Source organism: Mesorhizobium sp. WSM4311, assembly GCF_002295115.1.
GTDB lineage: Bacteria > Pseudomonadota > Alphaproteobacteria > Rhizobiales > Rhizobiaceae > Mesorhizobium.
The window spans coordinates 275,004-291,311 of the sequence record NZ_NSFV01000003.1; the positions used below are offsets into that span (position 1 = coordinate 275,004).

Genomic DNA, 16,308 nt, shown 5'->3' on the forward strand with positions numbered 1-16,308 from the left:
GAAGGCAGCTCCGCCCGGACAGCACCCGCACCGAGAGCCTAGATGACAGTCGCCCTCGAACGTCCCACCATAGCCGCCAGTCCCATCAGGCGTCGCCGTCGCTTTTCGCTCGGCGCCGTCACGCCCTATCTGCAGTCGGCTCCGCTGGCGCTGATCCTCGGCGCGTTCCTGCTTTTGCCCATCATCATGATCGTCGTCGTGTCCTTCTGGGATTACGACTTCGCCGCCATGTATCCGGATTTCCTGACAACCAACTATTCCGACGTGCTGGGCTCCTGGGTCACCTGGAAGACCTATCTCAATACCATCAAATTCGCGGCCATCGTCTGGGCGCTGACCTTGTTCATCGGCTTCTGGGTCGCCTATTTCCTCGCCTTCCACATTCGCACCACCGCCATGCAGATGGTGCTGTTCCTGGTCTGCACCGTGCCGTTCCTGACCTCCAACATCATCCGCATGATCTCGTGGATCCCGGTGCTCGGCCGCAATGGGCTGATCAACTCGACGCTGGTGCATATGGGCCTGGTGCCAAAACCCATCGAATGGCTGCTCTATTCCGAATTCGCGGTCGTGCTCGCCATGGTGCACCTCTACACGCTGTTCATGGTGACGCCGATCTTCAATACGCTGATGCGCATCGACCGCTCACTGGTCGAGGCCGCCCGCGACGCAGGCGCCTCCGGCTGGCAGGTGCTCTGGAACGTCATCATTCCTCTGGCCAAGCCCGGCATGGCGATCGGCACCATCTTCGTCGTCACGCTGGTGATGGCCGATTTCTCCACCGTGCAGGTGATGTCGGGCGGCCAGAGCGCGTCCGTGGCGCTGATGATGAAGAACCAGATGTCGCTGCTGCAATATCCGGCCGCCGCTGCCAACGCCGTGGTGCTTTTGGTGCTAGTGCTCTTGATGGTCGCCGGCATCCTGCGCATCGTCGATATCCGCCGGGAGCTTTGACGTGAGCCACGAGAAACGCACCCTCGAATTTTATGTGCTGGCGGCCTTCTTCGCGCTGTTCGTGCTGTTCCTCTACGGCCCGCTGTCGGCGATCCTGATCCTGTCGTTCCAGGGCGAGACCGGGGGCCTCACCTTCCCGCTCAACGGCGTGTCGCTGCACTGGTTCGTTAATCTGTTCGAGCGCCAGTCGGTCGGCGATTTCGGCGGCAGCTTCAAGCGCTCGCTGGTGCTGGGGCTGATGGTGATGGTCGTCACCGTCATCGTGTCGCTGCTGGCGGGCCTTGCCTTCCGCCGCAAGTTTCGCGGTGCCACCGCCCTGTTCTATTTGGCGGTCGCCAGTCTCGTCGTGCCCTCCATCATCATCTCGCTGGGCATCGGCGTCGTCTTCCAGCAGGTCGGCTTGCGCCCAGCCTGGTATACCTCGGCCTTCGGCGCGCAGCTGACCTGGACCTTGCCGTTCGGCGTGCTCATCATGTTCGCCGTCTTCAACCGCTTCTCGCCGGCCTATGAGGAGGCCGCGCGCGATCTCGGCGCCACCTCCTGGCAGACCTTCGTCCATGTCGTGCTGCCGATGATCACGCCGAGCCTGATCGGCGTCGGCCTGTTCGGCTTCACGCTCTCTTACGATGAGTTCGCGCGCACGCTGATGACATCGGGAACCTTCAACACGCTGCCGCTCGAGATCTATGGCATGACCACCAATGTCACGACGCCGGTGCTCTACGCGTTGGGCACGGTGACCACCGTGTTCTCCTTCCTGGTGATCCTGGCGACGCTGGGCGCCATCCTCTATGTCGGCCGCCGCCGGGCGAGAGCATGACCGTGCAGATCCTGGTAGTGAACCCCAACACGACGGCGAGCATGACCGAGACCATCGCGGCCGCCGCGCGCGGCGTCGCTGGCGTCCGGACTGAAGTCGTCGCCGTCACCTCGTCCACGGGGCCAGCCTCGATCGAAGGCTATTATGACGAGGCGATGGCCGTGCCGGGTCTTTTGATGGAGATCGCCGCCGGCGAACGCCGCGGCGTGCAGGCGGCGATCATCGCCTGTTTCGACGACACCGGCCTCGACGCCGCGCGGGCCATGGCCGCCATTCCCGTCATCGGCATCTGCGAGGCGGCACTCAGCATGGCCTCCTTCATCGCCCAGCGCTTCACCGTCGTAACCACCACCGAACGCTCGCGCGTGCCGGTGGAGGGGCTGGTGCAACGCTACGGCATGGCCGGACGGGCGCGTGTGCGCGCCGCCGACATTTCGGTGCTGGCGCTCGAGGATCCGGCATCGGGAGCAGTTGGCAAGCTGCGCGACGAGATCGCCCGGGCCGTGGAGCAGGATCGTGCCGAGGCGATCGTGCTTGGCTGCGCCGGCATGGCGGACCTTGCGCACCAGTTGCAGGCGGATTTCGGACTGCCTGTCATCGACGGTGTCGGCGCCGCGATCAAGCAGGCCGAAGCGCTCATTGCGCTCGGCCTTTCGACATCGAAGCGCGGCGCCTATGCCAGCCCGCTGGCCAAGCCCTATCGCGGTATGCTGAAATCGTTCTCGCCCGGAGCTGTCGCCGCGGAGTGAGCACCATGAATCGAACCGTCCGCACGCTGTCGCTGGGGGAATTGACCGACCTCATCGACTGGGCGGCTGCGGAGGGCTGGAATCCCGGCCTGGAAGACGCGGCGATGTTCCAGGCGGCGGACCCGGAGGGTTTCATCGGTGCCTTTGTCAGGGATGAAATGGTCGCCGCGATCTCGGCGGTGGCCTATGGACAGGATTTCGGTTTCATCGGCCTTTACATCTGCCGCCCGGACATGCGCGGCAACGGCCACGGCAAGGCGGTGTGGACCGCGGGCATGGACAGGCTGGCCGGGCGCACCATCGGCCTCGATGGCGTCGAGGAGCAGCAGGCCAACTACCGCAGCAAGGGGTTCGAGCCGGTCTACGAGACCATCCGCTACAGCGGACGACCCGCGGCCCTGCCCGTCCGCGCCGAGCGGCCTAGCATGGCGAGTGCGCAACCGACGCCCGACATCATCGCCTATGATGCCCTTTGCTTTCCCGCGCCCCGGCGGTCCTTCCTGCAGCGATGGCTGCAACCGCCACATCATCATGCCGTAACGGCGATCACGTCGCGGGGAACGGCTGGCTATGCGGTGGCGCGAGCCTGCCGCAGCGGCTTCAAGATCGGCCCACTTTTCGCCGACGACGAGCAGACCGCGCTTGAATTGCTCGGGGAGCTGGCGGGCGCGTGCAAGGGTGGCGAATTGAACATCGACGTGCCGGCCACCCAGGTGGACTTCATCGCGGCGCTCGAGGCGGCGAGCTTCACACCGACCTTCAGCACCACCCGCATGTACAAGGGCGCGCCGCCGAGGCTCGATGCCAAGAGGGTATTCGGCGTGACGACGCTGGAGCTGGGATAGGTGGGGCGCGCCGCTGAACGCGGTCTTTTCAGGCCGCGGAGCGCCGTCCCGGAGTGCCAGGCGGCTCGTGGCCAATCGGCGTCACCAGCGTCAGGTCGGGGTAACCGCTCTCGATCAGATTGACCGCGGCCTTGGTGACCTCGTCGTCCGGTTCGAGCATGGACAGGAACACCTCTGTGGCATCGGCCCCGAGACGGCTGATGCCTTGCGCGTCGGCCGGCCCGCATTCGACCACCACCAGATCATAGGCGGTGGTCAGTGACTGCATGATGATCGGCAGCCGGTCGGCGGCGCGCATGGCGCGGACCGGATCGGCGGTGCCGACCGGGATAACGTGGCAGTCCGAATAGAGATCGGCATGGATGACGTCGCTGAACTGCGCCTGCGAGGCGAGCAGGTCAGTGATGCCGGGGAAAAGCCCGCTGTCCAGCATCGGCCGCGAGGCGGCACCCGAGGCGGTGAGGTCGAGCAGCAGGACGCGCAGGCCGGCGTCGGACACCTCGCGCGCCACCAGGATCGCCGATGCGGCTGCCTCGTCGCCTTCGGGCGAAACGAATATGGCGCGGGCGGCCCCGCTGGCGATCAGCTTTTCCGCCGCCTTCTCGATGTCGATTTCACCCAGCACCGAGCGCGGCCGCTGGACCTCTACAACCGGCTCCGGCTCGGTGACCGATTCGACTTCGGCGACAGGCTCGGCCTTGACGGCAGGCTCGGGCTCGGCAAAGGGCCGCGGTTGCGCCACTATCTCCGGGTCCGCAGCCGCCTCGGACCATTGCGCCTCGGCGCCAGGATTGGCGAACCCGCCGGCGACAGCCGGCTCCAGGCGGGCAGATGGCTCAGGGGCGTCCGGCTGCTGGCGCGCCGTTGCCGGCATAGCCACTTCGTCGATCGGCGCAAAACGGGTGCCTGGAGCCGGGCGCATGGCGCGGCCCGAGAAGAGTTCGCGCAACAGCGTGAATATGGCCGCCAGCAGAAGCGAAGCCGCCGCAGCTGCCCCAACGATCGGCCCAATTTTGGGGAAGTATGGCTCGGAGGGCACCGAAGCCGGTGAGGCGATGCGGGCGTCGACCGGCACATAATTGCGGTCCTGACGCGAAGCTGCCTCGCGGTAATTGGTCAGATAGAGCTCGAGCTGCTGGCGCTTGGCGGCGGCGTCGCGCTGCAGCGCGTCGAGATCGACCTGCTGTTCGCCGGCCTGCGCCGAAGCCGCCTTCAGTTGGTTGACGTCGGAGACGAGCTGGCTTTCGCGCGCCTTGGCGGCGTCGGCCTGCATCACCAGGCCCTTCATGATCTTCTGGGCTTCGCTGCGGATCTGCGCGTCGAGATCGGCGAGCTGTGACTTTGCGGCGCGAACGCGCGGGTGGTTGTCGAGCATCGTCGTCGACAGATCGGCGATGGTGGCGCGCAGCTCGGCCTGACGCTCCCGCAAACGCTGGATCAGGTCGGACGACAGCACTTCCGGCAGCGAATCCAGCGAGCCGCCATTCTGCAGCGCCTTGCGCACGCTGTCGGCGGTGCCTTCGGCCGCGGCGCGGTTGGCCCGCACCCGCGACAATTCGGTCGACAGTTCGGCCAGCTGCTGGGTTGCCAGGGTGGCATTGTTGCCGCCCATCAGCAGGTCGGACTGCGCGCGGTAGGCTGCGACCTTGGCCTCGGCATCCCTGACCTGCTTCGACAGGTCGGCGATCTCGGGCGCCAGAAAATCAGCCGCGGCAGTGTTCGATTCGCTCTTGGCCGCGCCCTGCCCCGCAATATAGGCAGCGGCAATGGCATCTGGGATGGCGGCGGCGAGCTTGGGATCCTCCGAGGAGAACTCGATGGCGATGATGCGGGTCTTTTCAACGCCGAAGACGTTGAGCTTCTCGCGCATCTTCTTCAACACGCGTTCGTCGGCCGGAACATCCATCGGGTCGTTCTTCAGCCCAAGCAGGATCAGCACGCGGCTGACCGCCGACATGTTGATCGTTTCGTCGAACTCACGCAGCCGCGCCAGACCGAGTTTCTGCGCCACCTGCTTGAGGATTTCGTTGGACGAAATGATCTGGACCTGGGTGGCGACGCCTTGTTCGTCGAGGATCGGCTTGTCGCCATCATTGTTGCTGCCGGCCGGACGGGTGTAGACGGATTCGCGCGGGGCGATTTCCACCTGCGTCTGGGCCTTGTAATGCTTGGTCGCGAACGAAGCGAACGCAAACGCCAGACCGGTCACCACCAGGACGAAGAGCAATATGCGCAGCCAGTTCCTCGCCAGGCTGGCGAAGAGCTGCCTGAGGTCAACGTCGACATCTGCGGCCGCGGGCTGAACGGACATGCATCCCTACTCCGAAACTGGGTCAGGATGCACCGTAAACAACTATGGTAACTCAGCCGTTAAGATCGCGGTAATACTCCATTAGGAATACTGGCCGCGCCCCAAGAAAAACGATAAAAATGGCAAAGCCCCTGCTTCGTGCAGCGCTATCGGCCGGCTCCTTTACCGGCCATTAACCCTAACAGGATGATAACGGACCCGATCCCAGATGTTTGCTGCGATGCCGCAGCGGCCAGTCGAAGGTACGTATCCGGTCATGAAAAGCACTGCTTCTCTCTTTCACGCTCTGCTTGCCGTATCGATGCTTGCCGGCTGCTCCAGCTACCGCCCGACGCCGGCTGCCTTCCACGAGGTCCTCGACCAGCCTTACCGTCTCGGCGCCGGCGACCGTGTCCGCGTCACCGTGTTCGAGCAGGATGGCCTGACCAACACCTACAGCGTCGACCAGTCCGGCTACCTCTCCTTCCCGCTCGTCGGCGCCATTCCGGCGCGTGGCCACACCGCGCAGCAGATGGAAAAGGAGATCGCCGACAAATTGCGGCAAGGCTATCTGCGCGACCCCGACGTCTCGGTCGAGATCGATCGCTACCGGCCGATCTTCGTCATGGGCGAAGTGGGTGCCGCCGGTCAGTATTCCTATGTGCCCGGCTTGACCGTGCAGAAGGCCATCGCCATTGCCGGCGGTTTCTCGCCACGCGCCAACCAGGAAAGCGTCGACATCACCCGCGACATCAACGGCAAGGTGATGACCGGCCGCGTGGTGACATCCGATCCGCTGCTGCCTGGAGATACCGTCTACGTCCGCGAACGCCTGTTCTGACAGACACCACGTGGCGGACAAGCTCAGGATCGTCCACTGCTTTCGTTCACCGGTCGGAGGAATTTTCCGGCATGTGCGCGACCTGACCGAAGCGCAGGTCGCCGCCGGCCATGTGGTCGGCATCGTCTGCGATTCGACCACGGGCGGCGAATTCGAGGAGCGCCTGTTCGAGCAGATGAAGGACATGCTGGCGCTCGGCATCCATCGCACGCCAATGCAGCGCCATGTCGGCCTGGGGGATCTCGCCTCGGCCCGGCGCACCTACAGGATCATCAAGGAATTGCGGCCGGACGTGTTGCATGGACACGGCGCCAAGGGTGGCGCCTATGCCCGTCTGTTCGGCTCATTGTTGCGGGTATCAAGGTCTCGCGTAGCCCGCCTTTATTCGCCGCATGGCGGCTCTCTCCACTATGACGAAACGACAGCCACGGGGAAGCTGTTCTTCGCGCTGGAGCGCTCCATGGCGCACTTCACCGATTGCCTGCTGTTCGTCTCGGACTACGAGCGGCGAACCTATCGCAGGAAGGTGGGCGAGCCGCCGATCCCTAACACGCTGGTCTACAACGGACTGCGCGCCACCGAATTCGAGCCGGTACTCATCGGACCCGATGCGGCGGATCTACTCTATATCGGCATGATGCGCGACCTGAAGGGGCCCGACATCTTCATCGACGCCCTGGCCGCCGCCGGCCCGCGGCTTGGCCGCGCGCTGAGCGCGGTGATGGTCGGCGACGGCGACGACCTGCCGCGCTACCACGCGCAGGTAAAGCGCCTGGGACTTCAAGGCCGTGTCCGCTTCCTGTCGCCAATGCCGGCCAGGGAAGCCTTCGGACTTGCCGAACTCGTCGTCGTTCCATCCCGCGCGGAAGCCATGCCCTATATCGTGCTGGAAACACTTGCCGCAGCAAGACCGATGATCGCCACCTCCGTCGGCGGCATACCGGAGATCTTCGGTTCCGGCTCCCCTGCCCTGATCCGCCCCGATCCGGCCGAACTGGCCGGCAAGATGAGCGAGGCGCTGGCCGACCTTGCCGCCTATGGCGCCCTGATGCCCGATGGCCCCGGCCTCAGGGCGCGCTTTGGCGCCGACGTAATGGCCGCCGAAATCGAGAAGGCCTATTTCGCCGCGCTCGGCAGGTAACGCCTGACCCTTTCCAAAGCCACGCGTTGTTTCAAGGGTTTCTTAGCTCTCTTTTGCTATTCACCCTGGGGAAGCTTGCGGACTGTTCCATGAATGAGATCGATCCCGCGCACCGCTTTTCACCCGAAGCGGTGCGTAAATTTGACGGCTCGACCGATGGCGATGCGCCCGGCGGCATGAACGACGTGGCCCGGCAGGTCGCGTCGCAATACCGGCGCGATACGATGTCGCCGATCATGGTCAGCGGCGTCCTGCGCATGGTTGAATTCGGGGTGCTGTTCCTCTCGGGGCTCTGCGTCTATTTCTACTTTGTCGGGTTCTTCAACTATCTCGCCTGGCAATATCCGGTGACGATCGCCGCCGCGTCCTTCCTCGCCGTGGTGCTGCTCGACGTCACCGACTGCTACCAGGTGGTTTCGCTGATGCGGCCGATCGCCAATTTCGGCCGCATCCTGCTGGTCTGGGCCGGCGCCTTCGCGCTGATGGCGTTGACAGCGTTCGTCATGAAGATGTCGGAAGATTATTCGCGGCTTTTGTTCGGCACCTGGTTCGTCGTCGGTTTCGTCCTCCTGTTCGGCCTCAGGCTGGTCATGTCGAGACTGATCCGGCGCTGGGCACGCGATGGCCGCATGGAGCGGCGCGCCGTCATCGTCGGCGGCGGCAAGGCGGCGGAAATCCTGATCCGCTCTGTCGAAAAGCAGCCTTACAACGATATCCGCATCTGCGGCATCTTCGATGACCGCTCCGACAAGCGCTCGCCGCCGATCGTTGCCGGCTATCCCAAGCTCGGCACAATTTCGGAATTGATCGAGTTCGCCCGCATCGCCCGTATCGACATGCTGATCGTGTCGCTGCCGCTGACCGCCGAAACGCGCGTGCTGCAACTGTTGAAGAAGCTGTGGGTGCTGCCGGTCGACATCCGGCTTTCGGCGCATTCCAACGCGCTGCAGTTCCGTCCGCGCGCCTATTCCTTCATCGGCTCGGTGCCGATGCTCGACATTTTCGACAAGCCGATCAACGATTGGGATTCGGTCGCCAAGCGCACCTTCGACATCGTTTTCTCGCTGATCGGAATCATCGTCTTCTCGCCGGTGATGCTGGCGACCGCGATCGCCATCAAGCTCGACAGCAAGGGACCGGTGCTGTTCAAGCAAAAGCGCCACGGCTTCAACAATGAGATCATCGAGGTCTACAAGTTCCGCTCGATGTACACGGATCGGTCGGATCCGACCGCCAAGCAGACCGTGACCAAGAACGATCCGCGCGTCACCCGTGTCGGCCGGTTCATCCGCAAGACCTCGATCGACGAACTGCCGCAGTTCGTCAATTCGCTGCTGGGCTCGCTGTCGCTGATCGGCCCGCGCCCGCATGCGATCGCCGCGCAGTCGCACAACCTTCTCTACAACGAGGTGGTCGACGGCTATTTCGCTCGCCACAAGGTCAAGCCCGGCGTCACCGGCTGGGCGCAGATCAACGGCTGGCGCGGCGAGATGGACACCAATGAGAAGATCCGCATGCGGACGGAGTACGACCTCTACTATATCGAGAACTGGTCGCTGCTGTTCGATCTCAGAATCCTGTTCCTGACGCCGATCCGGCTGCTCAACACGGAAAACGCCTATTGAGCGCGATTTCCCATGAACTGCCGCAGGCCGCGGTCAACGCCAAGCTGACCGCACTGATTTCCTCCAGTGCGGTGGTGGTCGGCATCCTTCTGTCCGGCTTCGTCATCAGCGAGCCGGCGCCTTACGAAATCTACATGGCCGCGCTGATCGCCATCTGGGCGCTCTTCGGCCTGCGGATTTCTCGCGCGGCCATGCCGCTGCTGGTGCTGCTGGTGACGATGAACATCGGCGGCATGATCTCGATGACGCAGATGGCGGACCTCGCCTTCACGCCGCTCTATCTCTCCGTGTCATTGTTTCTCGCCTTCAGCGCGGTGTTCTTCGCGTCGGTGACGGCCACGCAACCAGGCCTCTACCGGCTGATCTTCAATGCCTATGTCGTCTCGGCGGTGGCGACCTCGCTGCTCGGCATAGCCGGCTATTTCCATGCCTTCCCCGGCGCGGAGATGTTCACCAAATACGACCGCGCCGCCGGCGCCTTCCAGGACCCGAACGTCTTCGGGCCGTTCCTGGTGCTGCCCGGCATCTATCTGCTCTATCTGATCCTGACAGGTTCGGTCGCGCGCATGCCGCTGCTGGCGGTGCCGCTGCTGATCATCGCATTGGGCATCTTCTTCTCCTTCTCGCGCGGCGCGTGGGGCATGTTCGCCGTGTCGGCGGTACTGCTCACCGGCTGCCTGTTCCTGCAGAGCGCCAGCGGCAAATTCCGGCTGCGCGTGGTGATAATGACCATCGCCGCGCTGTCAATGCTGACGATCACCATCATCGTCATCCTGCAATTGCCCGGCGTGGCGGAGATGTTCTCCAGCCGCGCGCATCTCGAACAGAGCTATGACACCGCGCGCCTCGGCCGCTTCGCCCGCTACGCAATCGGCTTCCAGATGGCGATGGAGCGTCCGTTCGGCATCGGGCCGCTGGTCTTCGGCAAGATGTTCGGCGAGGACACGCACGACATCTGGCTGAAAATGCTGATGGACTATGGCTGGCTTGGCTTCGTGTCGTTCCTGACGCTTGTCGTCTGGACCATGGTGGCCGGGTTCCGCATCCTCCTGCGCGACCGGCCGTGGCAGCCCTATCTGTTGTGCGCCTATGTCGCCTTCATCGGCAATATCGGCCTCGGCACCTTCATCGACATCGACCACTGGCGCCACATGTATCTGTTGCTCGGGCTGGTGTGGGGCGCCATCGCCCTGGAGTACCGCCATCAGCGGCTGTCGCGGCCGGCATTTCCAGGTGCGCCGGCGATCGCATCCACGCAGGCGCGATAAACGCCGAATTTCGGTTGACCCGGGCAGGGTTATCACGATACATCGCGCTCGGTCCGGAGTGTAGCGCAGCCCGGTAGCGCACTTGACTGGGGGTCAAGGGGTCGTCGGTTCGAATCCGGCCACTCCGACCATTTTAAGACAAGGACTTGCCCCCAAAAGTCCACCTTCATTTTCCATCTCTAGGGTAACGCAGGGAGTACCACTCTCCCTTTCGGTGACGTCCAGCGAGCCGGCGGCGCATCGTTCGCGTCTGCCCGTCGGTCGGCACTTCTTATCCCGTTTGGATTCGGCACCGGTGCCTCTCGGACGTCTCGCGGTGGTGGATCGACATGTTCAAGCTCCGAGGGCGCTTGATTGTCGCGATGAGGGATTGGTGTCTTCTTCGGGTCGGGCTCCTTCGGAGGAGGATCTTTGATTTTGTTCCGCATATCCAGTTTCCTCCAACCCCTGCCGGCCTCAGGATTAGCCGCGGCGCTGCAACAGGGAAAACCGAATCGTCAGCCTCTTGTTCCGTTGTGCCCGTTAAAAACCCGCCACCGTGAGGCAGCGGGTGCTGGCGCGGAATGAGGCTGCGGAAATGACGCCGAAATTCGTCAGCGCACCTTGCGCTTGAGACACTACATCTTTCGGCGGGTAGTGAGCGGACGCTTCGGGTCAGCCAGCACAGCGCTCTCGAGCCCGACTGGTCAGCCCCAGCGGCCACCGCTGCTAGTATGTGCGCCCTTGTCGGTCATTGCCCGCCACCTTCCGACAGGGTGCCGGCGGACCGATCGCAAAGCTTCACCAATATCGCGTCGTACGCTCGGCCAGAGCCGGGCGGAGCTTTACCCAGAGCCGCCTGGGCTCAGGGAGCAGGTGCGCCTTCGTGGATAGATTTCCGGACCTCGGAGCGGAACTCAGGCGTATCGTGTTCCCCATGAACAGACACAGCGTGTTGTACCGCAGCCTCGATCAGTTCGTCCTCCCGATCTGCGGAGATTGCAACGGTGCATTTCATTTCGCTCGGGAATTCTCGGCAGTCAATGTATTTGCGTGCCATAGGTTCCTCCTCGAAATCTCGCTGTTTTCGGCGACCAAACAGCATACTCCTGCCCGCTGACGCAAACAATCTACGTCTATCGGGGGTAGTCTCTCAGTTTGAAATTATTGCGGACAAGGGCGCCAGTTCAATCGAGCTTCTGTATGCGCCCCTTTTCGAGGCGGAACACCCCGCTGTTCCCGCCTTGGCGCTCGAAATCGCTCTGAAGTTCATCCCATGTGCCAAGATACTGGCTGCAATCGGCGCAGCTGATCGGCGTTGAAGGTTGAGCGTCTGTTGGAATCTGCAGACGGATGATGCCGCAATAGGGGCACTCCAATAGATGGTCCAGATACTCGCCGGCCATGATCACTTTCAGCACCCCGCCCGGAACTATCGGGCGAGCAAGCCGCGAACGCAAGGGCTGCAGTACAAAACTACAAGCCGGCGCTCCCTGCCTTCTTCAAGGCGCGGGCGTGGAAAAGAAGCGAAGAACAGTTAGGCCCCAGCAGTCGCACCAGGTCTAGCGCCTGCTCCTCTGATATCCCGGTTTCGATCACCAGGGCTTTTGCGACCTGAGCTTGCCTGATTGAATTGGGATTGGTTTCCGCCACGTCTTGCGCTCCCTGGTGAGGCGGGAGCGCAATGCGGTCTCTCAGCCGGGCGCGCCTTTTGCTAGTTGCACCCGATGTCACCCAAACTAGCGTAGAGATTCGATTAGGCAACTCTATCGGGCGAGGTCGTCAGATTTTCGGCCATGCGGAGCATCGCTCGATCGCTATTGGCAGACATCAATCCATTCGGCGCCGGTAAGGTCGACCATGCGCTGCGGTGCAATCCGTACCGCGGCATTGGTGGCGCCCGCGGCGGGCACCACCTCTTGGAATTCCCGCAGCGAGACGTCGCAATAGATCGGCAGCGGTGCCGGCAGGCCGAACGGGCAGACGCCGCCGACAGGATGGCTCGTGGCGGCAACCACTTCGTCCGCGTCCAGCATGCGCGGCTTGCCGCCGAACTGGTCCTTGAACTTGCGATTGTCCAACCTGGCGATGCCGCTGGTCACCACCAGCATGGTGCGCTCGCCGACGCGTAGGCAGATCGTCTTGGCGATCTGCGCCGGCAGGACGCCGTGCGCCTCCGCCGCCAGCGTCACCGTCGCCGAGCTTGTTTGCGTGACGATGACCTCGATGTCAGGCGCATGAGCGGCGTAGAAGGCACGAACGGAGTCCAGGCTCATAGCGAAAAAACCACAGTTCACCTCGATACACGGCAGACGCGATCGGCGCGGATTTGGATGCCGCAGGAATAAACACGCGCGACCTGTAAATCGGCAAGCCCGGCCTGCTGGAGAACGCCGTGGCATCAACAAGAAACCCGCCAGGCGGGCCTTGGCGGGTTCTTTTTTGCATGGCTGGGCCAGGCCTATGCCAGGGGTCGGCCTTGCGGGGCCGGTTTCGGCGCGGCGGCAACGATGAGAGCGTCCTGAGGCAGGCGAAGCGCGGACGCAATACGACGCAGCTTCGACGGATCGGCCGCCCGGCCGTTCTCGATGTCCTCGATCTCGCCGACCGATAGGCCGCAAGTCAGGGAAAGCTCTTCCACACTGTATCCGCGGGTTTCCCGCATGGCTCTGAGGGTGGTGTAATTCGGCCCGATCTCACCGGCTAACGGTTCGGAGAGGGCATGGCTTTTTGCATTGTTGGGCATTGGCAACTCCGCTGGCTGAAAGAGTTTGATCAAAAATGGAGCGTTGCCTGAGACGAGCAGGAACATGCCCGCTCGCCAGCGATTTGCCAAGAGCCAAACAGGCCGTCACGCTATCGTGAACCGGACCCGCGAGGCGGCGCACGCACATCGCGCCATCAAGTTCTTTTGAACGGCCCGGTACCTTTTTGCCCGGAGGTTTAGGCCCACCTGTTCGTTGTTCTGATGCGCCGGCGTGAAAACCATCCGGTTCCAGCCGGCCCGTTCCCAGAAGGATCTCCGTTATGAACTTCAAGACTTCCCTCCTCGTGCTCGGCACGATTTCCAGCCTTTTCACCGCCGGAGCGGCGACCGCCGAGGCGGCTGACACGCTACGCGTGCGCGGCACGGTGGTCAGTGTCGAGCCGTCGCTGCTGACCGTCAAAACCCGTCAGGGCGACACCTCCGCGATCAAGCTCAATACCGGGTGGAAGATTTCCGGCGTCGCCAGCGCCTCGCAAAGGGACATCAAGCAGGGCGATTTCCTCGGCATCGCCTCCGTCTCGAAGGCGGATGGCGGCAGCGGCGCGCTGGAGGTGGTGATTTTCCCAGCCGCCCTGAAGGGGACTGGCGAAGGCGACCGTCCCTGGGATCTGCAGCCGAACAGCCGCATGACCAACGGCACAGTGGCCGACGTAACCGACATCAGCGGGCGCGCCGTGACGCTGACCTACGACAACGGGCAGACCAAGAAGATTTCGATCCCCGACGGCACGCCCGTCGTGACCTTCGCCCCGGCCACGCCGGCCGATCTCAAGCCGGGCGCGACGGTCTTCGCCACCGCCCAGCGCGAGGCTGACGGGACGCTGAGTTCCAGCCGCGTCGTGGTGGGAAACAATGGCGTGATCCCGCCGATGTAGCCACAATCAGCGGCAAGAGCCGGCTTTTCGGCCCTCACAATAAAGTGTCGGGAAGCCGGTTCCCCAGAAACAGGCCGGAAACACAATTCTACAATCGGGAAATACTGACGAAAAAAAACAGGAGCGTAATTCCATTCGCGGCGATCGGGCCATCGACCCGATTTTAAGATCTGCCGGCGAAAGAAGGAAACGATCCATGAAGAAGTCCCTCCTCTCGGCCCTCGGGCTTGCAGTTGCACTCGCTTTCACGGCGCCGGCCATCGGTGCGACGAGCGCCGATGCGGCCCCGATGGCAAAGCATCATCGTCATCATCGCGTCCATCATCACCATGTTCGTCATCACCGCGTTCACCACTACGTTCATCACCGCCACCACATGAAGAAGGCCTACTAAATACAGACTGCCAACGAGACGACCGGCCTTGGTTTCTTGTTCAAGGCTGGTCTTCTCCTGGTCATGCGATGCCAGGCTGGACACCAGGCCTTCGCGAACAGGGCCAGGCATCCCGATGATGGCAAGGCCCGATATCTCCTGGATGGACAGCACCGCTCTGCCTGTCGCGCGATGGCAGCTCACGCTTCGCCAACACTTGTCTTATGACCGAGAGCGCCCTTAGCGCCGGCTGAACAGCAGGCTGGCGACCAGACCAAGCACCACAAGCCCAACCGCGGCGGCCGCTGCCGGATGGTCACGAGCCGATTTCTCGACCACCCTGCCCTGTTTGCGGATTGCCGGCATCGCATCGCGCAGGCGTCCCGCGAGATCCGAATATGTGTCGAGCGCGGCATCGCGGCCATCTTCATAGTAGGCGCCACCCCGCTTTGACACCGCCTTGCGCAACGCCACGAGTTCCCTCGAAAGGGCCGCGACCTGCTTTTCGAGGTCGATGTCCGAAAGGGTCGAAAAAGATGCCATCATGCGTTTCCTTGTCTTGCCATGCGACGTCGTCTTGCTGAACGACGTCTTGCAGAAGGAAACGTAACGCCTCACCCCAAGGCGGGTTCCGGTTTCGAGGCTTCAGAGCGCTTCGCGCGGTCAGCGCACCTGGTCAAGCAGGCGCTTGCATTCCAGGAGGTCGAACAGCGCCTCCTGCAGCAGCGCGCGATTGTCGCGCGACAGTTTCGACGAGTCCGGCTGAACCGGACCTTCCTCATCGCTCTTGCCCAGACCGAAAAAGCGACGGCTCGGCTTGACCCTTGGCTGACCAACCAGCTCGTCATCGCCGCCGCGCGGCTGCGCCGCCGGCGTCAGCGGCACCTGATCGGCCTGCTTTCGTTGCGAGATCGCCTCGACCGCGGCCATGTCGCCATTGCCGATTGCAACCAGGAAATGATTGCCGTTCTCGCGCAGCAACTTCTGCACGCCCTTGATCGTGTAGCCCTGGTCGTAGAGCATGTGGCGGATGCCCTTGATCAGTTCGACATCCTGCGGCCGGTAATAGCGACGGCCGCCGCCGCGCTTCATCGGCTTGATCTGGTTGAAGCGTGTCTCCCAGAAGCGCAGCACATGTTGTGGCAGGTCGAGATCTTCGGCGACCTCGCTGATGGTACGGAAGGCGTCAGGGCTCTTGTCCATGGGCGAAATCCTCACGCTGGAGCGTGATCCGGAACGGTCTTCAGCGAGATCAGTCTCAACAAAGAGACGCTCATTCCATTTGCGCGGAATGGATCATACGCGGAACACCAATCCGGCCATGCTGCCGAATCGGGCCTTATTTCAGCGGTTTGTGAAGCAATATTCAAGCCCGGCGTGATCGCGGGGCCGGTTTTCAACCGTACAATGAAGGCTATTTGCCGCCCTTTGCCTTGCTGTTCTGGTGAGAGCGCAAGATGCGGTTCTTCAGCACGTTGGACGATTTGAACGTCATCACCCGGCGCGGCAGGATCGGCACCTCTTCGCCGGTCTTGGGATTGCGCCCGATGCGTTCGTTCTTGGAGCGGACATGGAACGTCGCGAAAGACGACAACTTGACCGTCTCGCCACGCACAATGGCTTCGCAGATTTCGTCCAGCACGGCTTCGACCAGTTCGGCGGATTCAGTGCGCGACAGGCCGACCTTTCGGTAGACGGCCTCCGCCAGGTCGGCACGCGTAAGTGTCTTTCCCCCCATGCGACCGTCCCATCAGTTCAAAACGTAAAATCGGCACAACAAC

The 16,308-nt window shown here is 62.9% G+C and carries 19 protein-coding genes and 1 tRNA gene; 10 read left to right on the top strand and 10 right to left on the bottom strand.

Annotation, left to right across the window (positions count from 1 at the left end; translation table 11 throughout):
• Positions 1 to 42 precede the first annotated feature (42 nt).
• Genes CK226_RS08620 through CK226_RS08635 form a run of 4 tightly spaced genes read left to right on the top strand, consistent with a single transcriptional unit; the run spans position 43 to position 3,368 of the window.
• On the top strand, positions 43 to 954 hold the full coding sequence (locus CK226_RS08620) for an ABC transporter permease (protein ID WP_069091951.1): 912 nt from the start codon (positions 43 to 45) through the stop codon (positions 952 to 954).
• Position 955: 1 nt separating this feature from the next.
• Positions 956 to 1,774 (top strand): ABC transporter permease, encoded by an 819-nt coding sequence (locus tag CK226_RS08625; RefSeq protein ID WP_095791591.1) that lies wholly within the window; start codon positions 956 to 958, stop codon positions 1,772 to 1,774.
• A complete protein-coding gene (locus CK226_RS08630) occupies positions 1,771 to 2,523 on the top strand; it encodes an aspartate/glutamate racemase family protein (RefSeq protein WP_095770421.1) in 753 nt (250 codons plus the stop codon). The genes CK226_RS08625 and CK226_RS08630 overlap by 4 nt, the downstream gene beginning before the upstream one ends.
• A gap of 5 nt (positions 2,524 to 2,528) precedes the next feature.
• Complete coding sequence (locus CK226_RS08635) at positions 2,529 to 3,368, top strand: GNAT family N-acetyltransferase (protein ID WP_095791592.1); 840 nt, start codon at positions 2,529 to 2,531, stop codon at positions 3,366 to 3,368.
• 28 nt (positions 3,369 to 3,396) lie between these two features.
• Here CK226_RS08635 and CK226_RS08640 read toward each other — a convergent pair whose 3' ends face one another.
• Positions 3,397 to 5,679 (bottom strand): Wzz/FepE/Etk N-terminal domain-containing protein, encoded by a 2,283-nt coding sequence (locus CK226_RS08640; RefSeq protein WP_095791593.1) that lies wholly within the window; start codon positions 5,677 to 5,679, stop codon positions 3,397 to 3,399.
• Positions 5,680 to 5,935: 256 nt separating this feature from the next.
• Between CK226_RS08640 and CK226_RS08645 the strand changes: the two genes are divergently transcribed.
• The 5 genes from CK226_RS08645 to CK226_RS08665 all read left to right on the top strand — a co-directional run bounded on the left by CK226_RS08645 (position 5,936) and on the right by CK226_RS08665 (position 10,664).
• On the top strand, positions 5,936 to 6,499 hold the full coding sequence (locus CK226_RS08645; RefSeq protein ID WP_027046744.1) for a polysaccharide biosynthesis/export family protein: 564 nt from the start codon (positions 5,936 to 5,938) through the stop codon (positions 6,497 to 6,499).
• Positions 6,500 to 6,509: 10 nt separating this feature from the next.
• Positions 6,510 to 7,640, top strand: coding sequence for a glycosyltransferase family 4 protein (locus CK226_RS08650; protein ID WP_095791594.1), 1,131 nt, complete (start codon positions 6,510 to 6,512; stop codon positions 7,638 to 7,640).
• A gap of 89 nt (positions 7,641 to 7,729) precedes the next feature.
• Positions 7,730 to 9,265 (top strand): undecaprenyl-phosphate glucose phosphotransferase, encoded by a 1,536-nt coding sequence (locus CK226_RS08655; protein WP_095770424.1) that lies wholly within the window; start codon positions 7,730 to 7,732, stop codon positions 9,263 to 9,265.
• On the top strand, positions 9,262 to 10,533 hold the full coding sequence (locus CK226_RS08660) for an O-antigen ligase family protein (protein WP_095791595.1): 1,272 nt from the start codon (positions 9,262 to 9,264) through the stop codon (positions 10,531 to 10,533). The genes CK226_RS08655 and CK226_RS08660 overlap by 4 nt, the downstream gene beginning before the upstream one ends.
• Positions 10,534 to 10,587: 54 nt before the next feature.
• Positions 10,588 to 10,664 (top strand) — tRNA-Pro (locus CK226_RS08665).
• Positions 10,665 to 11,377: 713 nt separating this feature from the next.
• On the opposite strand, the gene CK226_RS08670 is transcribed toward CK226_RS08665, so the two are convergent.
• The 5 genes from CK226_RS08670 to CK226_RS08685 form a co-directional block, all read right to left on the bottom strand.
• Positions 11,378 to 11,572, bottom strand: a complete 195-nt coding sequence (locus tag CK226_RS08670) for a DUF1059 domain-containing protein (protein WP_080643723.1) — start codon at positions 11,570 to 11,572, stop codon at positions 11,378 to 11,380.
• Positions 11,573 to 11,699: 127 nt separating this feature from the next.
• A complete protein-coding gene (locus tag CK226_RS08675) occupies positions 11,700 to 11,918 on the bottom strand; it encodes a hypothetical protein (protein WP_095770895.1) in 219 nt (72 codons plus the stop codon).
• A 70-nt stretch (positions 11,919 to 11,988) separates the two neighbouring features.
• The gene (locus CK226_RS34805; protein ID WP_179295889.1) at positions 11,989 to 12,165 is read right to left on the bottom strand and encodes a hypothetical protein; all 177 of its coding nucleotides are present in this window, start codon (positions 12,163 to 12,165) and stop codon (positions 11,989 to 11,991) included.
• Between the two features lie 164 nt (positions 12,166 to 12,329).
• Positions 12,330 to 12,788 carry a YbaK/EbsC family protein gene (locus CK226_RS08680; protein WP_095791596.1) on the bottom strand — a complete coding sequence of 153 codons (459 nt, stop codon included), beginning with the start codon at positions 12,786 to 12,788 and terminating at the stop codon, positions 12,330 to 12,332.
• Between the two features lie 185 nt (positions 12,789 to 12,973).
• Complete coding sequence (locus tag CK226_RS08685; protein ID WP_095770896.1) at positions 12,974 to 13,258, bottom strand: helix-turn-helix transcriptional regulator; 285 nt, start codon at positions 13,256 to 13,258, stop codon at positions 12,974 to 12,976.
• 281 nt (positions 13,259 to 13,539) lie between these two features.
• Here CK226_RS08685 and CK226_RS08690 point away from each other — a divergent pair, with 281 nt between their 5' ends.
• The gene (locus tag CK226_RS08690) at positions 13,540 to 14,154 is read left to right on the top strand and encodes a hypothetical protein (RefSeq protein ID WP_142884750.1); all 615 of its coding nucleotides are present in this window, start codon (positions 13,540 to 13,542) and stop codon (positions 14,152 to 14,154) included.
• A 163-nt stretch (positions 14,155 to 14,317) separates the two neighbouring features.
• Here the strand turns inward: CK226_RS08690 and CK226_RS34810 are convergent, their stop codons facing one another.
• From CK226_RS34810 to CK226_RS08710, 4 genes are all read right to left on the bottom strand, one after another.
• On the bottom strand, positions 14,318 to 14,731 hold the full coding sequence (locus tag CK226_RS34810) for a hypothetical protein (RefSeq protein WP_210202232.1): 414 nt from the start codon (positions 14,729 to 14,731) through the stop codon (positions 14,318 to 14,320).
• A 36-nt stretch (positions 14,732 to 14,767) separates the two neighbouring features.
• Complete coding sequence (locus CK226_RS08700; protein WP_095770897.1) at positions 14,768 to 15,070, bottom strand: hypothetical protein; 303 nt, start codon at positions 15,068 to 15,070, stop codon at positions 14,768 to 14,770.
• Between the two features lie 120 nt (positions 15,071 to 15,190).
• The gene (locus CK226_RS08705) at positions 15,191 to 15,730 is read right to left on the bottom strand and encodes a MerR family transcriptional regulator (protein ID WP_027046741.1); all 540 of its coding nucleotides are present in this window, start codon (positions 15,728 to 15,730) and stop codon (positions 15,191 to 15,193) included.
• Positions 15,731 to 15,941: 211 nt separating this feature from the next.
• Positions 15,942 to 16,265 carry an integration host factor subunit alpha gene (locus tag CK226_RS08710; RefSeq protein ID WP_010915609.1) on the bottom strand — a complete coding sequence of 108 codons (324 nt, stop codon included), beginning with the start codon at positions 16,263 to 16,265 and terminating at the stop codon, positions 15,942 to 15,944.
• Between the last annotated feature and the right edge of the window lie 43 nt (positions 16,266 to 16,308).